This window comes from Streptomyces sp. NPDC051563 (assembly GCF_044454225.1).
Taxonomy (GTDB): Bacteria; Actinomycetota; Actinomycetes; order Streptomycetales; family Streptomycetaceae; genus Streptomyces.
Genome location: NZ_JBITDL010000020.1, coordinates 155,283 through 177,915, shown reverse-complemented (window position 1 = coordinate 177,915; position 22,633 = coordinate 155,283). Strand labels below are relative to the sequence as shown.

The 22,633-nt window shown below is 71.9% G+C and carries 24 protein-coding genes and 3 pseudogenes; 18 read left to right on the top strand and 9 right to left on the bottom strand.

Features of this window, described 5'->3' with window-relative positions; translation table 11 throughout:
- Positions 1-91 precede the first annotated feature (91 nt).
- Positions 92-1,405: an MFS transporter gene (locus ACIA8F_RS24680; protein ID WP_399381860.1), complete on the bottom strand. Its 1,314-nt coding sequence runs from the start codon at positions 1,403-1,405 to the stop codon at positions 92-94.
- A 70-nt stretch (positions 1,406-1,475) separates the two neighbouring features.
- On the opposite strand from ACIA8F_RS24680, the gene ACIA8F_RS24675 reads away from it, so the two are divergent.
- The 4 genes from ACIA8F_RS24675 (at position 1,476) to ACIA8F_RS24660 (ending at position 4,546) form a co-directional block, all read left to right on the top strand.
- Entirely contained in the window at positions 1,476-2,552 is a 1,077-nt protein-coding gene (locus ACIA8F_RS24675; RefSeq protein ID WP_399381858.1) for a GlxA family transcriptional regulator, read from the top strand.
- Positions 2,549-3,085, top strand: coding sequence for a TIGR00730 family Rossman fold protein (locus ACIA8F_RS24670; RefSeq protein ID WP_399381857.1), 537 nt, complete (start codon positions 2,549-2,551; stop codon positions 3,083-3,085). The genes ACIA8F_RS24675 and ACIA8F_RS24670 overlap by 4 nt, the downstream gene beginning before the upstream one ends.
- Positions 3,086-3,151: 66 nt before the next feature.
- The gene (locus ACIA8F_RS24665; protein WP_399381855.1) at positions 3,152-3,508 is read left to right on the top strand and encodes a MerR family transcriptional regulator; all 357 of its coding nucleotides are present in this window, start codon (positions 3,152-3,154) and stop codon (positions 3,506-3,508) included.
- Positions 3,509-3,544: 36 nt separating this feature from the next.
- Complete coding sequence (locus ACIA8F_RS24660; protein WP_399381853.1) at positions 3,545-4,546, top strand: zinc-binding dehydrogenase; 1,002 nt, start codon at positions 3,545-3,547, stop codon at positions 4,544-4,546.
- A gap of 167 nt (positions 4,547-4,713) precedes the next feature.
- On the opposite strand, the gene ACIA8F_RS24655 is transcribed toward ACIA8F_RS24660, so the two are convergent.
- Positions 4,714-5,553, bottom strand: coding sequence for a DUF1206 domain-containing protein (locus ACIA8F_RS24655; protein ID WP_399381851.1), 840 nt, complete (start codon positions 5,551-5,553; stop codon positions 4,714-4,716).
- A 5-nt stretch (positions 5,554-5,558) separates the two neighbouring features.
- Positions 5,559-6,008, bottom strand: a complete 450-nt coding sequence (locus tag ACIA8F_RS24650; protein ID WP_399381850.1) for an SRPBCC family protein — start codon at positions 6,006-6,008, stop codon at positions 5,559-5,561.
- 183 nt (positions 6,009-6,191) lie between these two features.
- Between ACIA8F_RS24650 and ACIA8F_RS24645 the strand changes: the two genes are divergently transcribed.
- Positions 6,192-6,620, top strand: a complete 429-nt coding sequence (locus ACIA8F_RS24645) for a VOC family protein (protein WP_399381848.1) — start codon at positions 6,192-6,194, stop codon at positions 6,618-6,620.
- A gap of 20 nt (positions 6,621-6,640) precedes the next feature.
- On the opposite strand, the gene ACIA8F_RS24640 is transcribed toward ACIA8F_RS24645, so the two are convergent.
- The gene (locus ACIA8F_RS24640) at positions 6,641-7,297 is read right to left on the bottom strand and encodes a GNAT family N-acetyltransferase (RefSeq protein ID WP_399381846.1); all 657 of its coding nucleotides are present in this window, start codon (positions 7,295-7,297) and stop codon (positions 6,641-6,643) included.
- A gap of 507 nt (positions 7,298-7,804) precedes the next feature.
- On the opposite strand from ACIA8F_RS24640, the gene ACIA8F_RS24635 reads away from it, so the two are divergent.
- Entirely contained in the window at positions 7,805-8,209 is a 405-nt protein-coding gene (locus tag ACIA8F_RS24635) for a transglycosylase SLT domain-containing protein (protein WP_399379094.1), read from the top strand.
- An 80-nt stretch (positions 8,210-8,289) separates the two neighbouring features.
- Here the strand turns inward: ACIA8F_RS24635 and ACIA8F_RS24630 are convergent, their stop codons facing one another.
- Entirely contained in the window at positions 8,290-8,709 is a 420-nt protein-coding gene (locus ACIA8F_RS24630) for a hypothetical protein (protein WP_399381845.1), read from the bottom strand.
- Between the two features lie 119 nt (positions 8,710-8,828).
- Positions 8,829-9,020 (bottom strand): hypothetical protein, encoded by a 192-nt coding sequence (locus tag ACIA8F_RS24625; protein WP_399381844.1) that lies wholly within the window; start codon positions 9,018-9,020, stop codon positions 8,829-8,831.
- Between the two features lie 5 nt (positions 9,021-9,025).
- Here ACIA8F_RS24625 and ACIA8F_RS24620 point away from each other — a divergent pair.
- From ACIA8F_RS24620 to ACIA8F_RS24605, 4 genes and pseudogenes are all read left to right on the top strand, one after another.
- Positions 9,026-10,000, top strand: a pseudogene (locus ACIA8F_RS24620) (FGGY-family carbohydrate kinase); the annotation flags it as partial.
- Entirely contained in the window at positions 9,997-10,710 is a 714-nt protein-coding gene (locus ACIA8F_RS24615) for a histidine phosphatase family protein (protein WP_399381843.1), read from the top strand. The pseudogene ACIA8F_RS24620 and the gene ACIA8F_RS24615, both read left to right, overlap by 4 nt.
- A 77-nt stretch (positions 10,711-10,787) precedes the next feature.
- Positions 10,788-11,834, top strand: coding sequence for a 2-hydroxyacid dehydrogenase (locus ACIA8F_RS24610; RefSeq protein WP_399381842.1), 1,047 nt, complete (start codon positions 10,788-10,790; stop codon positions 11,832-11,834).
- A gap of 113 nt (positions 11,835-11,947) precedes the next feature.
- Positions 11,948-13,330 (top strand): ribulose-bisphosphate carboxylase, encoded by a 1,383-nt coding sequence (locus ACIA8F_RS24605; RefSeq protein WP_399381841.1) that lies wholly within the window; start codon positions 11,948-11,950, stop codon positions 13,328-13,330.
- A 67-nt stretch (positions 13,331-13,397) separates the two neighbouring features.
- On the opposite strand, the gene ACIA8F_RS24600 is transcribed toward ACIA8F_RS24605, so the two are convergent.
- On the bottom strand, positions 13,398-14,309 hold the full coding sequence (locus ACIA8F_RS24600) for a LysR family transcriptional regulator (protein WP_399381839.1): 912 nt from the start codon (positions 14,307-14,309) through the stop codon (positions 13,398-13,400).
- 113 nt (positions 14,310-14,422) lie between these two features.
- Between ACIA8F_RS24600 and ACIA8F_RS24595 the strand changes: the two genes are divergently transcribed.
- Both ACIA8F_RS24595 and ACIA8F_RS24590 read left to right on the top strand, forming a co-directional pair.
- Positions 14,423-15,235: an inositol monophosphatase family protein gene (locus ACIA8F_RS24595; RefSeq protein WP_399381837.1), complete on the top strand. Its 813-nt coding sequence runs from the start codon at positions 14,423-14,425 to the stop codon at positions 15,233-15,235.
- Positions 15,236-15,284: 49 nt separating this feature from the next.
- A complete protein-coding gene (locus tag ACIA8F_RS24590; protein WP_399381836.1) occupies positions 15,285-15,929 on the top strand; it encodes an NADPH-dependent F420 reductase in 645 nt (214 codons plus the stop codon).
- 72 nt (positions 15,930-16,001) lie between these two features.
- Here ACIA8F_RS24590 and ACIA8F_RS24585 read toward each other — a convergent pair whose 3' ends face one another.
- On the bottom strand, positions 16,002-16,460 hold the full coding sequence (locus tag ACIA8F_RS24585) for a GNAT family N-acetyltransferase (protein WP_399381834.1): 459 nt from the start codon (positions 16,458-16,460) through the stop codon (positions 16,002-16,004).
- Positions 16,461-16,570: 110 nt separating this feature from the next.
- On the opposite strand from ACIA8F_RS24585, the gene ACIA8F_RS24580 reads away from it, so the two are divergent.
- On the top strand, positions 16,571-17,005 hold the full coding sequence (locus tag ACIA8F_RS24580) for a MarR family winged helix-turn-helix transcriptional regulator (protein WP_399381833.1): 435 nt from the start codon (positions 16,571-16,573) through the stop codon (positions 17,003-17,005).
- 112 nt (positions 17,006-17,117) lie between these two features.
- Complete coding sequence (locus ACIA8F_RS24575) at positions 17,118-17,699, top strand: hydrolase (RefSeq protein ID WP_399381831.1); 582 nt, start codon at positions 17,118-17,120, stop codon at positions 17,697-17,699.
- Positions 17,700-17,740: 41 nt separating this feature from the next.
- Here the strand turns inward: ACIA8F_RS24575 and lepB are convergent.
- A pseudogene (gene lepB / locus ACIA8F_RS24570) lies at positions 17,741-18,481 on the bottom strand (signal peptidase I); the annotation flags it as partial.
- 584 nt (positions 18,482-19,065) lie between these two features.
- Here lepB and ACIA8F_RS24565 point away from each other — a divergent pair.
- The 4 genes and pseudogenes from ACIA8F_RS24565 to ACIA8F_RS24550 form a co-directional block, all read left to right on the top strand.
- Positions 19,066-20,142, top strand: a complete 1,077-nt coding sequence (locus tag ACIA8F_RS24565) for a hypothetical protein (protein WP_399381829.1) — start codon at positions 19,066-19,068, stop codon at positions 20,140-20,142.
- A gap of 116 nt (positions 20,143-20,258) precedes the next feature.
- Positions 20,259-20,636, top strand: a complete 378-nt coding sequence (locus ACIA8F_RS24560) for a DUF1330 domain-containing protein (protein WP_399381828.1) — start codon at positions 20,259-20,261, stop codon at positions 20,634-20,636.
- A 225-nt stretch (positions 20,637-20,861) separates the two neighbouring features.
- On the top strand, positions 20,862-21,983 hold the full coding sequence (locus ACIA8F_RS24555; RefSeq protein WP_399381827.1) for a hypothetical protein: 1,122 nt from the start codon (positions 20,862-20,864) through the stop codon (positions 21,981-21,983).
- Between the two features lie 99 nt (positions 21,984-22,082).
- Positions 22,083-22,616 (top strand): annotated as a pseudogene (locus tag ACIA8F_RS24550) (DoxX family protein); the annotation flags it as partial.
- Between the last annotated feature and the right edge of the window lie 17 nt (positions 22,617-22,633).

The window sequence follows — 22,633 nt, the reverse complement described above, 5'->3', positions numbered from 1 at the left end:
ACCGGTGAACGTCTCCACCCACAACACCTCAGCCCGCAACACCCCACCCATACAAGAGGAATGCCCCATCCCAGATGTTCTGCAACAACCTTTAGATCCCGCCCGGTGCGCCACCGCCGGTCGGCGCGATGCGGCGCAGGGTGCGGATGGCCGGGATCGCGAGCAGCACCGCGCAGCCGGCCAGGCAGGTGCCCGCCGAGACGAGGAGCAGGGTGTCCGGGGAGGCCAGTTCGGTGGCCGGGCCCGCCAGGATCTGGCCGAGTGCGATGCCGGACACCGAGCCGGCCAGTTCGTAGGCGGTGACCCGGTTGAGCACCTCCGGTGGCGTGTGGGTCTGGACGCTGGTCGCCCACATCACCGACCAGAACGCCCAGGCCCCGCCCCCGACGACGTGCCCGGCCAGCAGCACGGGCAGCGCGGCACCGAGGGCCACGCAGAGCGGCAGTACGGCGAACAGCACCAGGGCCGTCGCGCCGGCCGCCAGGGGCCGGGCCGGGCGCAGCCGTAGGGCCAGCAGGCCGCCGAGCACCGTTCCTACGCCGAGGAAGGAGACGGCCAGGCCGTAGGCGTTCGGGCCGAGCCGGGATCCGATCAGCGACGAGCTCAGCGGCACCATCGGGCCGAACAGCAGGATGCCGTAGAACACCCAGATCAGGATGACCGCCCACATCCAGGTGCGTGAGCGGAACTCCCGCCAGCCCTGGCGCAGGTCGCGACGGAGCGAACTCCCCTTCCCCGCGGTGGCGGACACGGCCGGACCTGCCGTACCCGCCGGACCTTGCGCGCCGGCCGGACCGAAGCGGATCAGCCCCAAGCACAGCGCACTGAGCGCGAAGGTGCCCGCATCGATCGCGTACACGGTCCCGGCACCGGTCAGCACGATCAGCAGCCCCGCCAGGGCCGGGCCGAGCAGCTGCGCCAGCGCGTCGGCGACCTTGAGCGTGGCGTTGGCGCGCTGCGGCTCCCGTGCGACCAGCGGAACCATGCCGTTCACGCCCGGCTGGAACATCGCGACGGCCGCGCCCGCCACGGCCGCCATGGCCACCAGCAGCCAGAACGGCGGCGTCCCCGCGAAGAACGCGGCGGCCAGCACGCCCTGGGTGAGCACCCGGACGAGGTCCGCGCCGACCATCATCCGACGGGCGCCCACCCGGTCGGCGAACACCCCGCCGAACAGGACCAGGAGCACGAACGTCCCGGTCCAGGTCCCGAGCATCAGGCCGACGCCGGAGATCCCGTACAGCGGGCCGACGGCGAGCGCGGCGGCCACCGGCATCATCGCGTCGCCGACCAGGGAGACCGCACGGGCGGTGAAGTAGAGGGTGAACCGCCGGTCCCACAACGGGGGCCGGGCGGTGGGGGGATCGGTCTGGGCCGACTGCCGGGGTGTCTGTACGGTGGTCACAGGCTGATGCTGGACTAGACCAATATCTCCCTCCAGTGTCCTGACCGACGTGATGGGGTACTTTCGCGCCATGACGCCTCGTACGCTGCCGAAGGCCCCGGCCCTCCACCGGGTCGTGGCCGTGCTCCAACCCCCGCAGTCGACCTTCCCGCTGGCCTGCGCGACCGAGGTGTTCGCCGACCACGGCCCGGCCATCCCCGCCCGCTATGCGTTCGAGGTCTGCACGGAGCACCCCGGCCCGGTCCGGACCCACGCGGGATACGACCTCCTCGTCACGACGGGCCTGGACGCACTGGAGCACGCGGACACCGTCCTGATCCCCGGCTGGCACCAGCCCGCCGGCACCGAGGCGCCCGCCGCGGTGATCGCCGCGGTCCGCCGGGCACACGGCCGCGGCGCGCGGGTCGTCGGCATCTGCTCGGGCGCCTTCGTCCTCGCCGCCGCCGGACTGCTCGACGGCCGGCGGGCCGCCACCCACTGGGCCCAGGCCCCGGAGCTGGCCGCCCGGTTCCCCCGGGTCCGGGTCGACCCCGCCGTCCTGTACGTGGACCACGGAGACGTCGCCACCAGCGCGGGATCGGCGGCCGGCGTGGACCTCTGCCTGCACCTGGTGCGCACCGACCAGGGCGCCGCGTACGCCATGCGCATCGCCCGCCAGATGGTCATGCCCCCGCACCGCGAGGGCTGCCAGCTCCAGTACGCCGAACTGCCCACCTCCGGGCCGGTCGCCGACTCGCTGGCCCCGCTGCTGGAGTGGCTCACCGCCAGGCTGGACCAGCCGGTCAGCGTCGCCGACATGGCGGCCCGCTCCCAGGTGTCGGCCCGCACCCTGACCCGGCGCTTCACCGAGCAGCTGGGGATCAGCCCCGGCCGCTGGCTGCTGGACCGGCGCCTCGCCGCCACCCGGGCCCTCCTGGAGGAGACCGACCTGCCCGTGGAAACCATCGCGCACCGGGTCGGCCTCTCCTCGGCCGTCAACCTGCGCCGGCGCTTCCATGAGGCCCTGCGCACCACGCCCGCCGCCTACCGACGGACCTTCCGGGCGGACGGGGCCGGAAGCGTCGTCTGCGCCCCGGGCTCCGGAGACCGGGGTGACACGGCCCGGCCTCCTGTCCGGCCCCGTGCGCCTCGTACCCTCGACGTATGAACATTTGCGTCTTCCTCTCGGCCGCCGACCTCGACGAGCGCTACACGCGCCCGGCCCGGGAGTTCGCCGAACTCCTCGGCAAGGGCGGTCACACGCTGGTGTGGGGCGGCTCCGAGAGCGGCCTGATGAAGGTGGTCGCGGACGGAGTCCAGGCGGCGGGCGGGCGGCTCGTGGGCGTCTCGGTCGGCTTCCTCGCGGCGAAGGCCCGTAAGAACGCCGACGAGATGGTGATCGCCGCCGACCTCGCCGAGCGCAAGGCGCTCCTCCTGGCCAAGGCCGACGCGGTCGCCATCCTGGTCGGCGGGACCGGAACCCTGGACGAGGCGACCGAGATCCTCGAGCTCAAGAAGCACGGGAAGACCGGGAAGCCGGTGGTGCTCCTCAACACGGAGGGCTTCTACGACGGCCTCAGGATCCAGTTCCAGCGCATGGAGGACGAGGGCTTCCTCCCCGTCCCGCTGACGGACCTGGTCTCCTTCGCCGAAGACCCCGCCACGGCCCTCGCCTACCTGGAAGAGCACCTCGGCGCATAGCCGCCGGCGCGGAACGCGTACTGGAACACCGCGCGCAGGCGGGGCGTTGGGCCTCTCGTGGACTCCTTGAAGATCAGCGAAGCCGCCAAGGCCGGCGGGGTCAGCGCCCGGGCGCTCAGGCACTACGAGGAGGAGGGGCTGATCGCCCCCGAAAGGTGCGCGAACGGATACCGGCTCTACTCCGCGGACCTGCTCGACCGGGTCCGCGTGATCCGTTTCCTGCTGGAGTCCGGCCTGCCCATGCGGCTCATCAGGGAAGTCCTGCCCCACCTCACCCCCTCCACCGGTCCCCACGGCATCTGCGCCGAGTTCCTCGCCGAGGTGGAGGAGTACCGGGACCGCCTCGCGGAACGGGTCGCCGCCCTGGCCGCCCAGCAGTCGGCCCTGGACGCCTTCCTGGGTGCTGCGCGCAGCGGGGCTTGACCTTCCCGCTTACGGCAAGCTTCTACGGTCCTCCACATGACCACGAACACGCCGCTCATGCGGGCTCTCGTCCAGCGTTCCCTCACGGGCCCGAAAGACCTGATCCCGGCCCTGGACCGTCCCCTCCCGGTCGCCGGACCCGGGGCGTACCTGATCCGCGTCGGCGCGGCGGGGGTCAACTTCGCCGACGTCATGCAGTCCTACGGCACCTACGAAGGCGGCCCGGCCGCGCCGTACACGGCGGGCTTCGAAGCGGCCGGTGAGATCGTGGCGGTCGGCCCCGGTGTCGACCGGCCGCTGCCGGTGGGCACCCACGTCGTCGGTGCGGGCCACGGGGCCTTCGCCCAGTTCATGACCATGCCGGCGGCGGGCGCCCTGCCCGTCCCCGAAGGCTGGAGCGACGCCGCGTCCCTGGGCCTGGTACTGAACTGGGCGACCGCCCTGGCCGTCCTGAAACCGCTGGGCGGCGTAGGGCGCGGCGACACGGTCCTGATCCACGCGGCGGCGGGCGGGGTCGGACAGGCCGCCGTGAGGCTGGCCCACCACTACGGGGCCACGGTCATCGCCACCGCCTCCCCGTCGAAGCGCGAGACCGTCCTGGCGCTCGGGGCCGCCCACGTCCTCGACTCCGACCGCCCCGACCTCGCCCAGGAGGTGCTCGCGCTGGCTCCCGGGGGCGTCGACATCACCCTGGAATCGGTCGGCCGGGCCACCTTCCGCGACAGCCTCGCCGTCACCCGTCCCGTCACCGGCTCCATCGTCGTCTTCGGCGCCGCCTCGGGTCACGCCGAGGTCTCCACCCACGACCTGGTGTTCACCCACCGGGTGCAGGTCAAGGGCCTCCACATCGGTGCGATGGCCACCGAAGCACCGCAGATCTACGCCGGCCTCCTGACGGAACTCCGCTCCCTGATCTCCGCGGGCGTCTATCCGCCGGGCACCCCGGAGGTGCACGCCCTGGCGGACGGCCCGAAGGTCCTCCAGCAGCTCGAATCCCGCAAGACCACCGGCAAGCTCGCCCTCGACCCCTGGGCCTGAGCGCCCTGCGAGCGCGCTGCTGCCTCCCCCGAACGGCCGGGCTCCGCCAGACCGGAACCGGAACAGGAGGTGTCGTAGCTCCGAACGGGGAGCTACGACACCTCCTGTTCCGGCGCGTCCGGAACGGGGAGCCTGGCAGCAACGGGGAGCGCGGCAGCTCACCGCGATCAGACCTTGCGCCACCGGGCCATCGCCCAGGAGAACAGTCCGAAGAGCCCCAGCCCCACGGCGACCACGACCAGCAGCCACGGACCCGCCGGAGTGGTGGTGAAGGACCGCAGCGTGTCGTCCACGCCCTTCGCTTCCGCAGGGTCGTAGCGCAGCGCCGCGAACACGAGGAAGCCGCCGGCCGCGATGCCCACCGTCCCCCGGGCCAGGCCGCCGGACACCCCGAGGAAGTCGACGGCCTTGCGCCACCGGGCGGAGGTGCCCCCCATGGACAGGTGCTTGCGGAAGGTCAAGCGGGCGGCCTGTACCGCGATGACCACGCCCGCGATGCCGATCCCCAGCCCGGCGGCGCCCACCAGCCATTGCCCGGCGGGCAGTTCGAGAGCCTTGGCCGTCGCATCGCGCGACTGCTCGTCGCCGGAGCGCCGCGCGCCGGCCGAGAAGGTCAGCACGGAGTAGGCCACCACGCTGTAGAACACGAACCGGGCTGCCGAGGCCACCCGCTTCAGGGGCTTGTCGCCGTCCGGCCCGGCCGCCCCGAACAGGGCCTCCGCCAGCCGCCACAGCGCCATGCCCACCAGTCCGAGGCCCACGGCCCAGACGAGGACACTGCCGAAGGGCTTCTCCGCGAGCTCCTGGAGCGCTCCCTGCCGGTCGGCCTCCTCGCCACTGCCGCTCAGGGCGATGCGTACGGCCAGGAACCCGGTCAGTAGGTACAGCACTCCCCGTGCCGACAGCCCGCAGCGCGCGGTGATTTCACGGCCCCGACCGCCCGGTGCGGCGGTGCGGGCTCCCCGGGACACGGCATCGGCGCCTTCGCGCGCCGCCTGGATTCTCATGGCGGTCAGATCTCGCCGCGCCAGGACCCGGTCGCGACCCCTCGCGACTCGATGAAGAGCTTGAACCGTTCCAGATCACCTGCGACCTGGCGTTTGACGAAGCCGAGCTTGTCGGCCGCCACCTCGGCCAGGCCGTCGGGCACCCAGTTCATGTGCAGGACGACCTTCGTGGTGGACGCGTCGACCGGCTGGAAGGTGACGAGCCCGGCCTGGCGTGCCTCACCGTCGACCGTGATCCACGCGACGCGCCGGTCCGGGAGCTGTTCGGTGATCTGCGCGTCGAACTCGCGCTGCACCCCGTTCACGTTCGTCACCCAGTGGGTGAGCGTGTCCGTGCGCTGGTCGATCCGTTCGACGCCCTCCATGAAGGCGGGGAAGTCCTCGAACTGGGTCCACTGGTTGTAGGCCGTGCGTACGGGGACCTTGACTTCGACGTACTCCTCGACGTGCGACATGCGCACCCCTTCCTGTCGTCGGCAGCCCGCACCCGAAGGCGCGGGTCGTCCGTGAGGACGTTTCGAGGCGCAGCTACCCGGGCTCGACGGACCCATGCACGGACCGCACGCGGCGCAACCGGGCGCGCCGTCTTGGCCGTCGACGGTGCGCGTACGGGCCAAGGCCCAGGGCACACGCGGGTCATGACCGTACTCAAGACCAGCGTTTTCGTCCTGGACTGCGCCGAGCCCGAACCCCTGGCCAGGTTCTACGCCGACCTGCTCGGAGCCACCGCCGGCCCGGCGCCCGGGGACGGGGAACTGATCCTCGTCACCCACGGCTCCGGCGCGGTGGCCCTCGGAATCCGGCGCGATCCGAACCACGTGCCGCCGAGCTGGCCGGTGCCGGAGGGCTCACAACAACCGCATCTGCGGTTCCTGGTGGCGGCCGATGCCCTCGACGAAGCCGAGCGGGAGGCCGTGGCACTGGGAGCGCGCCCGCTGGCAGCCGAAGAGGACGGCAGCCGGCCGGACGACCGTACGACGCTGCGCCGGTTCAGCGATCCGGCCGGGCACGCCTTCGTCATCGCGGCCGGGCACGAGGACCCCGCTGCCCACGGCGCCGGCCGGTGACGCACTCACCGCTGACGCACTCACCGCGCGGGCGATGACGAGGGCTCGCGCCACATGGGCCAGAGGGTGGGACCGCCCTGCGGGAGACGCAGCTCGGCGGTGACGCGGAAGCCCAGCCGTTCGTAGAAGGGAACGTTGGCGGCCTTGCTCGACTCCAGGTAGGCGGGTTGCCCGAGCCTGTCGCACTCGGCCAGCTGCTGGCGCAACAGCGCCGAACCGACTCCCGTCCCCTGGAGCCCCGGGTCCGTGCCCACGGCCGGCAGGTACCAGTGCGTCGGCGTCTGCGGATGGGACCCCTCGATGACGTTCTGGACCTCACCGGCGCGCGACATCCCACGGAGACCGAAGACGCGCGTGTAGTGGGGGAGCGCCGTCAGCTCTCGTACCGCAGACACCTGCCAGCGCCCGGGCCCCGACCACAAGGCGGCCGCCAGCAGCCGCCCGTCTTCGGTCGCGGCGACCCGGACGCCGCCCGCGCGGGGTCGCTGCTGGCGCTGGGCGAGCTCGAAGTAGCGGGCGATCCGGCGTTCCCGGCCGGCCGAGGTCGGCACCAGCCACGCCATGACCGGATCGTCGGAGAAGGCGCGGGCCAGCAATGCGGCGACCGCCCCGGACTCGGAGGGCCGGGCGCCCCGGATGCCGTACCCGGCGATGGGCAGTGTCGTACGGGTGCTCATGCGTCCACGCTAGGCACGGCTCCCGGGCTTCCGTGCTCACGCACGACGGACACGCCGTACGGACCACCCGACGCCGACGTCCGCGGGTCCCTGCCCGAGATGGAAAATCGGTGTTCATTGGGTCGGTGGCCTTCGATCCGGGGGTCACAAATGCACCCAAACCTTCCTCAGGAAGGGATACGGGCGGGTGCGGAGGGTGAGATATGGGGTGGGTGGTGGTGAGGCGGCCCACAGGACCTGGGTCACATACGAGGCGGGGTAGTAGTCCTGAAACGTCTCGTATGTGCCCGGTGGGATGGTCTCTCGCCTGGGTGTTGCGACTCGGCTGCGAGGGTGGCTAGTAAGAGGGGTCGTTGCCAGGTGGGCTCTACCCCCGTAGAACTGGATGAGTCGCAGGGCGGACGGAGGTCCCCCGGATCCCCGCTCCCGCCGACGAACCCCTCCCTTTACACGTGAGTGGCTCCGGTGTGCCTGTGACCGTTTCTGTCCCCGTTGAAAGGTCCGTCTGTGTCCAACGCTGTCATCCGCCGTATCGCTGCTTCGAAGAAGACCCTCGCGGGTACCGTCCTCGCCCTGGGTGTTGCCGGTTCCATGCTGGCCGCGGTTCCCGCGCAGGCCGCCCCGGTGAGTGCCAAGGCGATCGCCCAGCAGATGATCAAGGACCCGGCGCAGTTCGCGGCCTTCAACAACATCGTTTCCCGTGAGAGCGGCTGGGACCACACCGCGACGAACTCCTCTTCGGGTGCTTACGGTCTGGTTCAGGCGCTGCCGGCGTCGAAGATGGCTTCGGCGGGTTCGGACTGGAAGACCAACCCGGCGACCCAGATCAAGTGGGGTCTGGATTACATGAACTCGCGTTACGGCAGCCCCGCGGGCGCCTGGACGTTCTGGCAGAACAACCACTGGTACTAGACCCACCAGCGGGATCACAGGGACACGAAAACGCTCGGCCGGACACCCGGCCGAGCGTTTTCGCATGTCTGCGACGTCGCTCAGTGTGCCGCCGGGTCGATGTTGCAGCTGGCTCGGCGGCGCCCGATGGTGACCAGGGCGTGGTGGAGGGCGTCGAGATCGGCACGTCGGACCTCGTGGATGGCACCCTCGACCGGCTCCAGTCCCGGGCTGATGGGCTCGGCCGCCTCGTGCGGGTCGCGCCGCAGGATGATTCCGGTGGGCGGATCGAAGGACCGAAGGGCGCGAACGAGGGCGCGCCGGTCACGTTCTCCCTGGGCGTCGGGACGGTGGAGGGTGACCACGGCGATGTCCGGAAGCAGCACGCGAGCCTGGGCGAGGGCGACGTCGGCTTCGTGCGTATGGGCGACGATGCGGAAGTGCGGCCCCGCGTGAATGCATGCACGCAGAGCATCCAGCTCGGCACCGTCCGCCACACCCGTTACCAGAACGGTCATCATTTCCCCCATTCTTCCCGAAATGTGAAATTTGGGTAGATGGTGAGGGTGAGGGTGTGCGGCGGGTGGCCCAGCCCAGCCGGTGGCCGAGCCCAGCCGGCCTCCAGGCGAGAGCGCCCGGCCTACTCCGTTCCCGCGCGCGGTACGACCAGTACCTCCGTGCCCATGCCGCGGATGGCCCGTACCTCCCGGTCAGGCAGGCCGTCGTCCACCACCAGCAGGTCGAAGTCGCCCAGCGAGGTCAGCGCGTACATCCCGTCGCGGGTGAACTTCGTGTGGTCGGCGAGCAGTACGGTCCGTGCGGCGGCCGCCATCATCGCCCGCTGACGCCAGCCACGCCCTCAAGACCGGCTACCACCTCGTCGAGGAGCGCTGGCCGGACCGGGAGCTGGACGAGCTCGGCGTCACCGCGGGTCTGCTGCCCGACGTGGTCCGTCCCGGCACGGTGCTCGGCGCCGTCTGCGCCGCCGCCGCCGAGGCGACCGGCATCCCCGAGGGCACCGCCATCGTGGCCGGCATGACCGACGGCTGCGCCGCCCAGATCGGCGCGGGCGCCCTCACCCCCGGCGCCTGGAACTCGGTCCTCGGCACCACCCTGGTGTTCAAGGGAACGAGCCCGCACCTGGTCCGGGACCCCGACGGAGTCGTCTACTGCCACCGGGGCCCGGGCGACACCTGGCTGCCCGGCGGAGCCTCCAGCAGCGGCGCCGGCGTCATCTCGCGGGAGTTCCCCGGCGCGGACCTCGACGACCTCACCCGCCGGGCCGCCGCGGCCCCCACCACCGCCGTCGCGTACCCTCTGGTCTCCACCGGAGGGGAGCGCTTCCCCTTCCGCGCACCGGGCGCCGAGCCCTTCGTCCTCGGCGAGCCCGCGGACGAGGCCGAGCGCTTTCACGCCCACCTCCTGGGCGTCGCCTGCGTGGAGCGGCTCTGCTTCGACTACCTCGACCTGCTCGGCGCCCCCGTCGACGGCCCGCTCACCCTCACCGGCGGCGGCGCGAAGAACCCGTACTGGAACCGGCTGCGCGCCGACGTCCTCGGCCGCCCGGTCCACGTGCCCGCGCAGGCGGAAGGCGCGGTCGGCATGGCCGTACTCGCCGCCACCTCCAGCGGCATCGGCGTGCAGGAGGCCGCCGCGCAGCTGGTACGCGCCGGCGAGCGGATCGAACCGGACCCCGCCCGCACCGCCCACTGGACGCCGGTCTACCTCGGCCTCCTCGACGAACTCGTCCGCCGCGGCTGGCTGCGGCAGGCCGTCGCCGACCACGCCCGGGAAAGGAGCACCCAGCGATGAACACCCCGACCCCGAACACGCCGAGCCCGACCCCGAACCAGCCCAACACCCCGGCGCGCCACACCCCGGTCCCCGGCGCCGCGACCGAGTTCGTCCTCGTCCGCCACGGGGAGACCGTCTGGCACGCCGAGAACCGCTACGCGGGCCGCGCCGACGTCGCCCTCACCGCGCGGGGCCTGCGCCAGGCCGAGGAACTCGCAGACTGGGCGCGCGGCCGGAGCTTCGATGCGGTGCTGCACTCGCCGCTCTCCCGGGCCCGGCTCACCGCGGCGCCCGCCGCCCGCGTGCTCGGCACGACCCCCCGCGAGGACCCGCGGCTCTACGAGATCGACTTCGGCCGGGGCGAGGGCCTGAACCTGGCCGACATGGCGGAGCGGTTCCCCGAGGAGCACGCGGCGTTCCTCCGCGACCCCGTCACCCATCACCTGCCCGGAGGCGAGGACCCGAGGGCCGCCGCCGCCCGGGCCAGGGCCTGCCTGGAAGAGGTCCACCGGGAGTTCCCCGGCGGCCGGATCCTCGTCGTCGCCCACAACGCGCTCTTCCGGGTCCTGCTGTGCGAGCTGCTCGGCATCGACATGTCGGCCTACCGCCAGGTGTTCCCCGTGCTCGACAACGGCACCCTCACCGAGATCCGCCTCGGCGCCGGCCGGCCGGCGCTCCTGCGCTTCAACGCCGCACCGGTGCCCGTACCGCCGTCCGCGGGCCCGTAACACCCGCGGCCCGCCCCGCCTTCCGACCACCTCCGCCTTCTCTCTTCCCCCCACACGCACCGTCACCAGGAGAACCCATGCCCACCAAGGTCCTCGCAGCCGGCGACCACTTCGTCCTTCCCCGCCTCCTCACCGAGGAGGTCGTGGCCGCCACCGGCGCGGCGGTCGACGTCGCCGAGCTGCGGCTGCCCTGGCCGCACACCCCGTTCGGCCCGGTGGCGGAGGTCATCGAGGCCTCCGGTACCGAGGACGAGCTCATCGAAGCCCTCCAGGGCGTCGAGGTCTGCGTCACCCAGCTCGCCCCGCTCACCGAGCGCATCCTCGCGAACTGCCCCGACCTCAAGCTGATGTGCATCAGCCGCGGCGGCCCGGTGAACGCCAACCTCGCGGCGGCCACCGCACACGGGGTGGCCGTCTGCTTCGCCCCCGGCCGCAACGCCGTCGCCACCGCCGAGCACACCCTCACCCTGCTGCTCGCCGCGGCCCGCGGCGTGGGGGACACCCACGCCGACCTGCGCCGCGGCCTCTGGCGCGGCGACTACTACGACTACGACAACTGCGGCATCGAGATCGACGGCGCCACCGTGGGCCTGATCGGCTACGGCGCCATCGGCTCCCGCGTCGCGAAGGTCCTCCTCGCCATGGGCGCCCGGGTCCTGGTCCACGACCCCTACGTGGACGCCGCGGCGCTCGCCGAGGGCGCCGAGCTCGCCTCCCTCGACGAACTCCTCACCCGCTCCCGCATCGTCTCGCTGCACGCCCGGGTGACCGAGGAGACGAAGGGCATGATCGGCGCGAAGCAGATCGCCATGATGCCGCGCGGCTCCGTCCTCGTGAACTGCGCCCGCGGCGCGCTCCTGGACTACCCGGCGGTGTGCGACGCGCTGGACTCCGGGCAGCTGTCCGGCGCCGGCTTCGACGTCTACGACGAGGAGCCCGTCCCGGCCGGCTCCCGCCTCCTGACCACGCCCGGCATCGTCATGACCCCGCACATCGCCGGCGGCAGCCAGGACGTCGCGCACAAGGCGGCCCGCATCGTCGCCGGCGAGGTCGGCCGCTACCTGCGCGGCGAACCGCTCGCCCACTGCGCGAACCCCGAGGTCCTGGACTCCCCGAAGGCCTGACCGCCCGCACCGCCGGCCCCGCACCACCCCGGGCGGCACGGTCCCGCGCCAGGGACCTTCGTACCGCCCGCCCCGTACCGCCCGCCCGTACCGAGAAACCAGCAGGAGAGATCATGGACCAGTCGAGCCGCTACGCGAACCTCGCCCTCACGGAGGAAGCCCTCGTCGAGGGCGGCCGCCACGTGCTGTGCGCGTACACCATGAAGCCCAAGGCGGGCTACGGCGACTACCTCTCCACCGCCGCCCACTTCGCCGCGGAATCCTCGACCGGCACCAACGTCGAGGTGTGCACCACCGACGACTTCACCAAGGGAGTCGACGCCCTCGTCTACGAGATCGACGAAGCCCGCGAACTCATGAAGATCGCCTACCCGGTGGAGCTCTTCGACCGCAACATCATCGACGGCCGCGCGATGATCGCCTCCTTCCTCACCCTGACCATCGGCAACAACCAGGGCATGGGCGACGTCGAGTACGCGAAGATGCTCGACTTCCACGTCTCGCCGGCCTACCTGCGCCTGTTCGACGGCCCGACGATGAACATCCGCGACATGTGGCGCGTTCTCGACCGCCCGGTCGAGAACGGCGGCATGGTCGTCGGCACCATCATCAAGCCCAAGCTGGGCCTGCGGCCCCAGCCGTTCGCGGACGCCTGCCACCAGTTCTGGCTGGGCGGGGACTTCATCAAGAACGACGAGCCCCAGGGCAACCAGGTCTTCGCGCCGCTCAAGGAGACGATGAAGGCCGTGGCCGACGCGATGCGCCGCGCCCAGGACGCCACGGGCGAGGCCAAGCTCTTCTCCGCCAACATCACCGCCGACGACCCGGCCGAAATGATCGCGCGCGGCGAGTACATCCTGGAGACCTTCGCGGAGAACGCCGACCACGTGGCCTTCCTCGTCGACGGGTACGTCGCCGGCCCGACGGCCGTGACCACCGCCCGGCGCAACTTCCCCGGCCAGTTCCTCCACTTCCACCGGGCCGGCCACGGAGCCGTGACCAGCCCCCAGTCCAAGCGGGGCTACACGTCCTTCGTGCACTGCAAGATGACCCGCCTGCAGGGCGCCTCCGGCATGCACACCGGCACCATGGGCTACGGGAAGATGGAGGGCGACACCGCCGACAAGGCCATCGCCTTCATGCTGGAGCAGGACGCCGCCGATGGCCCCTTCTACCGGCAGGAATGGCTCGGCATGAAGGCCACCACCCCCATCATCTCCGGCGGCATGAACGCCCTGCGCCTCCCGGGCTTCTTCGACAACCTGGGGCACTCCAACGTCATCCAGACCTCCGGCGGCGGCGCCTTCGGCCACCGCGACGGCGGTACGGCCGGCGCGAAGTCGCTGCGCCAGGCACAGGACGCCTGGCAGCAGGGCATCGACCTGGTGGACTACGCCCAGGAGCACCCGGAACTGAAGGGAGCCTTCGCCTCCTTCCCCGCCGACGCCGACGCGCTCTACCCGGGCTGGCGCGACCTCCTCAAGGGTGACGCGTAGCAGCGCCGTCCACCCGCCGGGGGCGCCCTCCACAGGGGCGCCCCCGGCCGCGTGAGGCCGCACGTGCTCAGGCGGTCGGTGGTGCGAACAATCCCCGGACGGTACGGGCGGCCAGGTCGCGCAGCCAGGTGTGGGCGCTGTCGTTGTCGTAGCGCTGGTGCCACAGCAGGTACAGCGGGACCTCGGGCAGCGGGAGCGGCACCGCAAGGGTGGCCAGGCCGAGGTGGTCCCGGGCCGTGCGGGTGACCGCGTCGGGGAGGGTGACGAGTAGGTCGGTCTCGAGGGCGAGCTGCAGAGCGAAGGCGGCGGTGGGCCCGGCGGCGACGACGCGTCGTTCGAGGCCGCGTGTCCTCAGGGCGTCGTCGACCGGATCGCGCAGGCTTCCGCGCCGGGAAACGGTGACGTGCTCGGCGGCTGCGTAGCGCTCCACGGTCAGCGGGTCCGAGGTGAGCGGGTGGCCCGGGCGTACGACGACGACCAGCCGGTCCTTGCCGACGAGGCGGTGGCGTATGTCGGGGAGCGCCGGAGTGCCGGAGCTGGATTCGAGGTCCACCTCGCCCCGGCGCAGCTCGGCGTCGTCCGTCCCCGGCTCGGCGGACAGGCGCAGCCGGACGCCGGGGGCCTGACGGTGGACGGCCGCGATCAGTGCCGTGCCGCATGCGGCGGTCAGGGCGTCGTGCCAGCGCAGGGTGAACACCCGGTCCAGAGCGGCCAGGTCGAGTTCCTGCTGCGCGGACAGCAGCTGGTGGGCCTGCTGCACCAGGGCGTGGACCTCCGCGCGCATGGCCAGCGCGCGGGTGGTGGGGACCATGCTGCGGCCGGTACGGACCAGGATCTCGTCCCCGGTGGCCTTGCGGATGCGGCCCAGGGAGCGGCTCATCGCCGGTGACGTGACGTGGAGGCGTGCGGCCGCGCCGGCGACGCTCCCCTCTTCCAGCAGTGCGTCCAGGGCTGTGAGCAGGTTCAGATCCAGTTGCATGGGAGTAACTCTACAAGTGCAAAGCATGCACTTGTTGTTAATGATCGGGCGGCCTACCTTCGAAGTGCGGGGGCGAGACGAGGCCCCGCACCCACCGATTCAAGGAGCCCGCCATGAGCACAGCCACGCCTTTCGCCGCAGGTACGACGCTCCTGTCCGACGTGACCGCCGCGGTGAAGAACGCAGGCGTCACCCTGCAGGGCCGCTTCACCTCCCACCCCCGGGGCGTGAGCCTGGACGAGGTCGTCGGAGAGATCCACGCGAACGACGACGCGGTGCTGGACGTCCTGCGGGAACCGCTGCTGGCGGCCCGGCCGGGGTCGCAGTGGGCCGAGGACGAGCTGGCCGGGGGCGCGCTCCCGGCCGGCGAGTGGTGGGTCGTCGACCCCGCCGAGGGCAACATCAACCACGTACACGGCCTGGACGACTGGGCCGTCACCGCCACCCTCGTCCGCGACAACCAGCCCGTACTCACCGTCGTCCACCTGCCGCTGACCGGTGACACCTACACCGCGGTCGCCGGCGGCGGTGCCCACCTCAACGGCCGGCCCCTGAAGGCATCCGCCAAGACCGACCTGGGCGCCGCGCTCATCGGCACCGGCCAGGCCAAGCCCGGCGAGGACGAGCGCACCTTCCGGCGGATCGGTGACTCCGTCACCGCCATGCTCGTCAACGGCCTGGTCGTACGCGTGTCGGTACCCGCCACCCTGCAGCTCATCCACGTCGCCGCCGGACGCATGGACGCGTTCTGGCAGTTCTCCGACGTCCGCTCCGGCCTGGTCGCCGGCGCCCTGCTGGTCTCCGAAGCCGGAGGCACCGTCACCGACCTGACGGGCGCACCCTGGACCACCGCCGGCCGCGACTTCCTGGCCGCGGCCCCGGGCATCCACACCGCCGCCCTCAAGGTCCTCGCGCCCCTCGCCTGACCGGGCAGTACCCGCTCTTCCCACCCGATACCGCAAGGAGCATCACTGCATGAGCAACATCGGCATCCTGGGCGCCGGCCGCGTCGGCACCAACCTCGCGGGCAAACTCGCCGCAGCCGGACACCACATCACCCTCGGCAGCCAGAACCCCGAATCAACCGCCACCCGCACCACCGGGCTCGTCCCGCACGTCGCCTTCGCCGACCAGCACACCACCGCCCGCACCGCGGACATCGTGATCAACGCGACGCCCGGCGGCAGCTCCCTGGAACGCCTCGCCGACCTGCGCGCCGAACTCGACGGCAAGATCCTCATCGACGTCTCCAATGCCACCCGCGACGCCGCCGACGGCCTCCCCGGAGACCTGTGCTACCCGGGGAGCAGCCTTGCCGAGAAGCTCCAGACCGCGCTCCCCGGCACCCACGTGGTCAAGACCCTCAACACCATGGTGTTCACGGTCATGACCGCCCCCGAAACCCTGGCCACCCCGCCGACCGCCTATCTCTCGGGCGACGACGAGCTCGCGAAGAGGACCGTCACCGGCCTCCTCGGCGACCTCGGCTGGAAGCCCGAACGGATCGAGGACCTCGGCGACATCACCACGGCCCGCGCCACCGAGGCCATGATCCTGGTGGTGCCGCACATCCTGCGCCGACACGGCTTCAAGCCGTTCGCCGTCTCCCTCGCCCGCTGATCCGCCCGGCCCCGCGCCGCGGATCCCGAGCCCCGCTGCCCCTCGGCGAGCTGCCCCTCGGGGCGCTCCGCCTCAGGGGAGACGGTGGACGAAGTGGTGGTGCCGGCCGATGCCGGGGACGGTGTACTCGTCGCCGACCGGGGTGAAGCCGTGGCGCTGGTAGAAGCCGGCTGCCGCGAGGCGGCCGCTGCACCAGACGAGCCGGCCGCCGCGCATGGCGCAGGCGTCCAGGCCGGCGCGCAGGACGGCCCCGCCGTAGCCCCGTCCGCGTACCTGCGGTGCGCTGGCCATTTTGCGGAGCCGCCAGACCCCCTCGGTGACGAAGGGCGCCAGGGCGGGGGTGTCGGGGAGGGGCTCGGTGCTGAAGGTGGCGCAGGCGGCGAGTTCGCCGCCGTCGGTCCGGGCGGCGAGGTGGAAGGTGTCGGGGAGCATGTCGACTTCGGTCAGTGCGCTCTCGCGGGGCTGCCCGGGCCTGAGCACCTCCTGCCGAAGGTCCAGGATCTCTTCGACCGGGACGAAGGTGACGAGCACGCTGCTCCCTCCTCGGGTCAGGGCTGATGTCGCCCCGCCGGGCGGATCCCGGAGGAGGCATTGCCAAGGTTACCTTTGTAGTTTGGCTGTATGTCCGTTAGCGTCGTGGTGTGGGAGATGAGAAGTCGCTGCAGCAGATCGCCGAGGAACTTCAGCTGGCCGTGGGTCTGCTGGTCCGCCGGATGCGCGTCGCCTCCGCCGAAGGCGGGGTGACCCTGTCGCAGAGTTCCGTCCTCAAACGGCTGCGCCGCGACGGCGCCCACACCGCGACCGAGCTGGCACGGGCCGAACGCGTCCGTCCGCAGTCGGTGATCGCCACGGTCAACGCGCTCCAGGCCGACGGCTACGTCGAACGCACCGCGCACCCCACCGACGGCCGCCGCCAGCTGATCGCCCTCACCGGCAAGGGCCGCACCTTCCTCGCCCGGCGCGAGGAAGCCGGCCACGGCCTGATCGTCCAGCGCCTGGCCGACCGCCTCACGCCGGCCCAGCTGGATGCCCTCGTCAAGGCTCTCCCGGCCCTGCACCGCCTGGCCGAGGACTGACGGGCCCGCATCCCCGGGCTCGGCCCGAAGGCGCACGGCCCGACCTCCCGTGCGCGAGCACGCTCCCTACGCGTGCCCGCACCGCCAACGAACGAACGAAGGAAGACGCCCCATGTCCGAGATCACGCTCGACAAGCACACGGCCCTGGTCCTGATCGACCTCCAGAAGGGGATCATGGCCCTGCCCGTCGTCACCCCCTCCGAACAGATCCTGGACAAGGGGATCCGGCTCGCCGGCGCCTTCCGCACGGCAGGGCTGCCCGTCGTCCTCGTCAAGGTGGCCTGGTCCCCGGACGGCGGCGACCTTCCCACCACCCGTGCCGACGCACCCGGACCCACCACCGCGCCCCCGGCCCAGTTCTCCGAACTCCCGCCCGAGCTGGCCGCCGGCGCCGACGACATCGTCATCACCAAGCGCCACTGGGGCGCTTTCACCGGTACCGAACTCGACCTCCAGCTGCGCCGCCGCGGCATCAAGCGCATCGTGCTGGCCGGCATCTCCACGAGCATCGGGGTGGAGTCCACGGCCCGTTCCGCCTGGGAGCACAGCTACGACCTCGTCTTCGCCCAGGACGCCACCACCGACACGGACGCCGACGCGCACACCCACACCTTCACCAAGATCTTCCCCAGGCTCGGCCACGTCAGCACGACCGACGAGATCCTGACCGCCCTCAAGCACCTCGACAACTGACCCGGCCCCACCCGATGGGGGCACGGGGGCTCCGTTCACGGGGCCTGGTTGCCGATGCCGGGCTGGTCGAAGGTCCCGGGGACCGGCAGGGTGCTCCAGCGGGCCACGGGCCAGCCGACCACCACCGCGCGGCCGACGACGTTTCCCACCGGAACGAAGCCGTGGGTCGCGGGATCGTCCATGTGCCGGCGGGAGTCGGACGACTCCTGGCGGTGGTCGCCCATGACCCAGAGGCTGCCCGCGGGGACGGTGAGCGGCCCGAACGGCTTGTCGTCGCAGGGTGTGTTCCCCGGGTGGACGTACGGCTCGTCCAGAGCCTTGCCGTTCACTTCGACCGGCCCGCCGGCCCGGCACTGAACCGTGTCGCCGCCGATCGCGATGACACGCTTGATCAGGTCCTTCTCGTCGCCCGAGGGGATCAGCCCGATCGTGCTCAGCACCCTCTGGGCGACATTGCGCTCTTGGGGCTGGCGCTCCAGCCAGCCGCCCGGGTCCTTGAAGACGACGACTTCGCCCCGTCCCGGTTCTGCCCCGAACCACGGGGTCAGTTTGTCCACCAGGACCCGGTCCCCGATCTGGAGGGTGTTCTGCATCGACCCGGAAGGGATGAGGAAGGCCTGGACGAGGAACGTCTTGATCACCAAGGCGATCACCAGGGCCACCACGAGGAGGAGCGGCACTTCCCTCCACCGGGCGGGTGGGCGGAGCCGCTTTCCTCGACGCCCGCGCCCGGACCGCGGGGACGCGGTAGCGCGCGCCGACGGCTCTTCGGCCAAATCCACGGGGCGGGCCTTTCGTGACGCTCCAATTCGTTCACAAGAAGTACCACGTAACGCGAATTACCCGTAGACGAGCCTTATTTGGCCCATATGCTCGGTACCGTTCCACTGCACCGGCGGAGACGAGGATCACCGACGGCCGCGTCGACACCCGCGAGCCGTACCTCCTACCGTGGGCGGTATGCACCATTTTCCCGGCCCTGGCGACGTCGGCCCGACCCCCGCTCCGCACCACGACGTCGGAGCCCATGCCCACGCCCATACACATGCCCACGCCCAGGACAACCCCGGACACGGGACCGATGCCGCGCCCGCCGCGATCATCCCGGCGGGAGGAACCCGGCCAGGGCGACAGCGCGGACCCACCCGCAGATCCCGAGCCGACAGGGTCCGCCACGGTGCCGCGGTGGCCTACCTGTCCGTGCTGGGCATCCTCGCAGCGCTGGCGACCGCCCACCGGTCGGGCATCCTCTGATCCACCGGTCGTCGACTCGCCCGGATGTCGCCGCCGAGGACTTCGCCGCACACGGGCGGCGGTTAGCCTCCCAGAGGACCGGCAGCAGGCCGGCCTCCGGGAGGGGTGGACCGTGGCCGACGGACAGGACTGGGAGCGGCGCAACGAAGCCGCGTACGGGATGGTCGCGTGGCGGCGCGCCGTGATGACCTGCGGAGCCCTGGTCGTGTGGCACACCGGCTACGACAACAGGGCCGTGCCCGGCCCGCCCGGACCGCGGCCGGGCCGCCCGGACGCACCCGACGCCGCGGAGTTCACCTCCCGGTGGATGCGCGTCGTCGCTCTGCTGGCGCTCGCGGCGTGCCGCGCCGCCCGCGCGGCGGACGTGCTGGTCGACGACGTAGAACTGCCGGCCCTGTCCGCCTGGGTCGACGGCGCCCGTACCGGAAGCCTGCACCGGGGACCGCTGGAAACCGGAGCGGCCCGGGAGCGCACCGAGGCGGGCTGGCTGGAGCTCGTCGGCAACGAGAAGCGCCGGCACCTTGCCAGCCAGGTCCTCGCCGGGCACGTCACGGCGCACATCGCCGAGGACCGGGAGGCGCAGGATCCCGGCGACGGCGCGCAACCGCCCGCGCTGACGATCGGAGACCGTGCCCGCGCGGTGCGGGCCGCAGGGATCCCGGACCTCGAGCCCGAGTGGGCGCGCGAGGTGGCCTACGCCCGCACCCGTATCGACCGGCTCGAACACGCCCTGCGCGAAGAGCTCTGGACGCCCACCCGCGAGCACCGCCTGTACGCGGACACAGTGCACCGCACCCTGGTCGCCGAGCCGGACTTCCCGAACCTTCCCCCCGGCGTCCCCGGTCCGGCCTGGGTCCAGCGGGCGTTGCGCATGCCCCACATCACCTCGACCGTCCTCATCCTCACCGAGCTGCCCGAGTTCGCGGCGTTCGGCCCCGGGAGGCCCGCCGGCGACCCGCTGGGCGACGCGGTCGGCGCCGTCGCGCATCACGCCGCGACATCGGTGTCGAGGGCAGCAGCCGAGCTGGAGCACTTGTGGGCGGCCCGCCCGGTGGATCAGCCGGTGACCCTCTGGGAGCGAGCGCACGTGGCCGCACCGGTCCGCACCCAGATCCTCGCCGCGGAGAAGGTGACCTACGACCTGGCCGCGCTCCTCTCCGGCATCGCCCACCCCGACTCCGGGCAGTAGCCGGCCCTGAAGTCCGTCGGCAGGGCGGTGGGATGACCTCAGAGGTAATCGCACCGCCCCACCGCCCTCGGCTACGTTCGCGGTCACCACCCACCCCGAAACGAAGGAGCCCCGTGGTGCCCGCTTACGGCTTCGCTCATCTCCGCAGCCGCCGCGATCATTCCGACGTCGTCGAGTACTTGGAGCGCATCCAGGCGACCCTCGACCCCTTCGCGGGCCGCTTCGTCATCCACGGTCCGCCGGCCGAAGTCGTCGAGGGCAGTTGGCCCGGCAGCATGGTGCTGATCGAGTTCCCCGGACTTGCCGAGGCCCGCGCCTGGTACGACTCCCCGGCCTACCGGGCCATCGTGCACCTGCGCACCGACCACATCGAAGGCGATCTTCTGCTGATCGAAGGCGTCGGGCCGGACTATCACCCGGCCGAACGAGCCCGCAAGCTGCAAGGAGCCACCGGCCGTCCGGAGAAGGCGGGAGGGCCCGGAGCCGCGCCGTGAACATACGCGCGAACATACGCGCGGCGGTTATCATCCGATCGGCAGCCGGCAGGTCGCCTCCATGCTCGTCGGCGGCGTCGCTCACCATCCCGTCACTCTCCGATTTATCCAAGACGGTCCGGCTGCCGTGAACGCAGGATGGTCGGTCCGGGCGCTGCCCGGATCCAGGACGGGGCCGTGTCTCCCCGTGCCGCATCTGCACACTGTCAGCCGGGGGGCTTGCCGATGTACCGACCGCTCGCTCTGCTCGTGGCGCTCTACTTGTGCGTGGCGGGAGTCTGGGCCGTGGCCACCACTCCCTGGTCGGGCGGCGCCGGTCCGGCTCCGTCGGCAGGGGCCGCCCTGGTGACGGCCCGAGCACCGACCGGGTCGGCCGCCGCACCCTCCACCGCATCGCCTTCCGCTGCGCCCACCGTTCCGGCGGTATGGACGCTGAGCACCCTGCGCGCCTACCTGGTCGCCGAGGCCACCGCGAAGGACCCCGGAGTCGCGCTCGCCGACCTGGAGCAGATCACCGTCAAGTCACCCTACGTGGACGGTTTCTGTCACCCCATCGCCCACGACATCGGACACACCGCCCTGACGATGTACCACGGAGACGTCGCCCGAGCGATGAGCTTCCCCAACGAGGTCTGCGGCTCCGGCTACCTGCACGGTGTCGTGGAGGAGAAGCTGCAGGAGATGCCGAATCCGGCCACCGCGGTCACCACCCTGTGCAGCCCCAAGCAGACCGGGGCCTGTATCCACGGGATAGGCCACGGCACGATGTTCGTGTCCCACCTGGACGTCGCGGCCGCCGAGAAGATGTGCGACCGCTTCCCCAAGGGCTACCAGGTGACGGCCTGCTCCGAGGGCATCTTCATGCAGCTGTTCGAGCCGGACGAGACCGATCCCGCCGCCCTGGCGAAGCTCCCGAAGGACAAGCTGGCCCTCGAGCCGCAGTACCCGTGCGCCGAGCAGCCGCCGGTCCACCAGAGCGCCTGCTACTTCTACGCGCCCATCTACTTCTTGCAGACCCACGACTACGCCGCCCACCCCGAGGCGTTCGTCCAGGGACTCGCCTGGTGCCTCAAGGCGCCGACCAGCGACAGGCGTTCGGACTGCTCGCGGGGCATGGGCTCCAGGACGATGAAGTACAACATCGACCGCCCGGTGTGGGCGGCGGAGCAGTGCCAGAAGGTCCCGTCGGCCTGGCAGCAGCAGGACTGCACCGCGGGAATGGTCAGCTACTGGAACGTCAACTACGGGGACGCGAACGCGGCCAGGACCAGTCTCTGCCCGAAGCTGAGCGGCGAGGCCAACAAGAACTGCCGCCGGTCCGCCGCCGGCAGCAGCTCCGCCGACTGACGCGACGGCCGGCCAACCGGCGCCCCACCTTCCACACTCCCCTTCCCCTCACATCCTCCTGCCTCGACATCCGTACGCCGCACCGATCGGACCCCCGCCATGGACCAACCACCCGGCACGACCGCTCCCATAGCCGCCGGACCACCCGCCGACGCCCGCGCGGCCGCAGGCGTCGATCGCGGCGTCGATCGCGGCGCCGGCCGCCACGCGCTGCTGCCGCTACGGCTCTTCCTCGGTGCCACCTTCATCTACGCCGGTCTGGACAAGCTCGCCGACCCGCACTACCTGGGCAGCCTCACCGACCCCGCGTCCATGGCCGCACAGGCCCACGCGGTGGCGGCGCACAGCCCCATCGGCGCGCTGCTCGACCGGGCAGCCGCCGCGCCCGTGCCGAGCGGACTGGCCATGGCCTTCGGCGAACTCGCGGTGGGCTTCGGCGCATTGCTGGGCCTGTGGGGGAGGACGGCCGCCCTCGCCGGGGCGGCCATCAACCTGACCCTGTGGCTGAGCGTCAGCTGGGGCGTCCACCCGTACTACCTGGGCAACGACCTGATCTACCTGGTGGCCTGGGTACCGCTGATGATCGCGGGGACGCCCCACCTCTCCCTGGACGCGCTGAGGGCCCGGCAACGCCGCCCGGCGGCCCGCAC

What these genes read in the sequence shown, in the direction of transcription:
- ACIA8F_RS24575 (WP_399381831.1), top strand. Translation starts at nt 17,118, where the DNA reads ATGTCCGAGATCACGCTCGACAAGCACACGGCCCTGGTCCTGATCGAC.
- ACIA8F_RS24605 (WP_399381841.1), top strand. Translation starts at nt 11,948, where the DNA reads ATGGACCAGTCGAGCCGCTACGCGAACCTCGCCCTCACGGAGGAAGCC.
- ACIA8F_RS24625 (WP_399381844.1), bottom strand. Translation starts at nt 9,020, where the DNA reads ATGGCGGCCGCCGCACGGACCGTACTGCTCGCCGACCACACGAAGTTC.
- ACIA8F_RS24555 (WP_399381827.1), top strand. Translation starts at nt 20,862, where the DNA reads ATGTACCGACCGCTCGCTCTGCTCGTGGCGCTCTACTTGTGCGTGGCG.
- ACIA8F_RS24615 (WP_399381843.1), top strand. Translation starts at nt 9,997, where the DNA reads ATGAACACCCCGACCCCGAACACGCCGAGCCCGACCCCGAACCAGCCC.
- ACIA8F_RS24630 (WP_399381845.1), bottom strand. Translation starts at nt 8,709, where the DNA reads ATGATGACCGTTCTGGTAACGGGTGTGGCGGACGGTGCCGAGCTGGAT.
- ACIA8F_RS24600 (WP_399381839.1), bottom strand. Translation starts at nt 14,309, where the DNA reads ATGCAACTGGATCTGAACCTGCTCACAGCCCTGGACGCACTGCTGGAA.
- ACIA8F_RS24610 (WP_399381842.1), top strand. Translation starts at nt 10,788, where the DNA reads ATGCCCACCAAGGTCCTCGCAGCCGGCGACCACTTCGTCCTTCCCCGC.
- ACIA8F_RS24655 (WP_399381851.1), bottom strand. Translation starts at nt 5,553, where the DNA reads ATGAGAATCCAGGCGGCGCGCGAAGGCGCCGATGCCGTGTCCCGGGGA.
- ACIA8F_RS24595 (WP_399381837.1), top strand. Translation starts at nt 14,423, where the DNA reads ATGAGCACAGCCACGCCTTTCGCCGCAGGTACGACGCTCCTGTCCGAC.
- ACIA8F_RS24590 (WP_399381836.1), top strand. Translation starts at nt 15,285, where the DNA reads ATGAGCAACATCGGCATCCTGGGCGCCGGCCGCGTCGGCACCAACCTC.
- ACIA8F_RS24645 (WP_399381848.1), top strand. Translation starts at nt 6,192, where the DNA reads ATGACCGTACTCAAGACCAGCGTTTTCGTCCTGGACTGCGCCGAGCCC.
- ACIA8F_RS24660 (WP_399381853.1), top strand. Translation starts at nt 3,545, where the DNA reads ATGACCACGAACACGCCGCTCATGCGGGCTCTCGTCCAGCGTTCCCTC.
- ACIA8F_RS24640 (WP_399381846.1), bottom strand. Translation starts at nt 7,297, where the DNA reads ATGAGCACCCGTACGACACTGCCCATCGCCGGGTACGGCATCCGGGGC.
- ACIA8F_RS24670 (WP_399381857.1), top strand. Translation starts at nt 2,549, where the DNA reads ATGAACATTTGCGTCTTCCTCTCGGCCGCCGACCTCGACGAGCGCTAC.
- ACIA8F_RS24650 (WP_399381850.1), bottom strand. Translation starts at nt 6,008, where the DNA reads ATGTCGCACGTCGAGGAGTACGTCGAAGTCAAGGTCCCCGTACGCACG.
- ACIA8F_RS24675 (WP_399381858.1), top strand. Translation starts at nt 1,476, where the DNA reads ATGACGCCTCGTACGCTGCCGAAGGCCCCGGCCCTCCACCGGGTCGTG.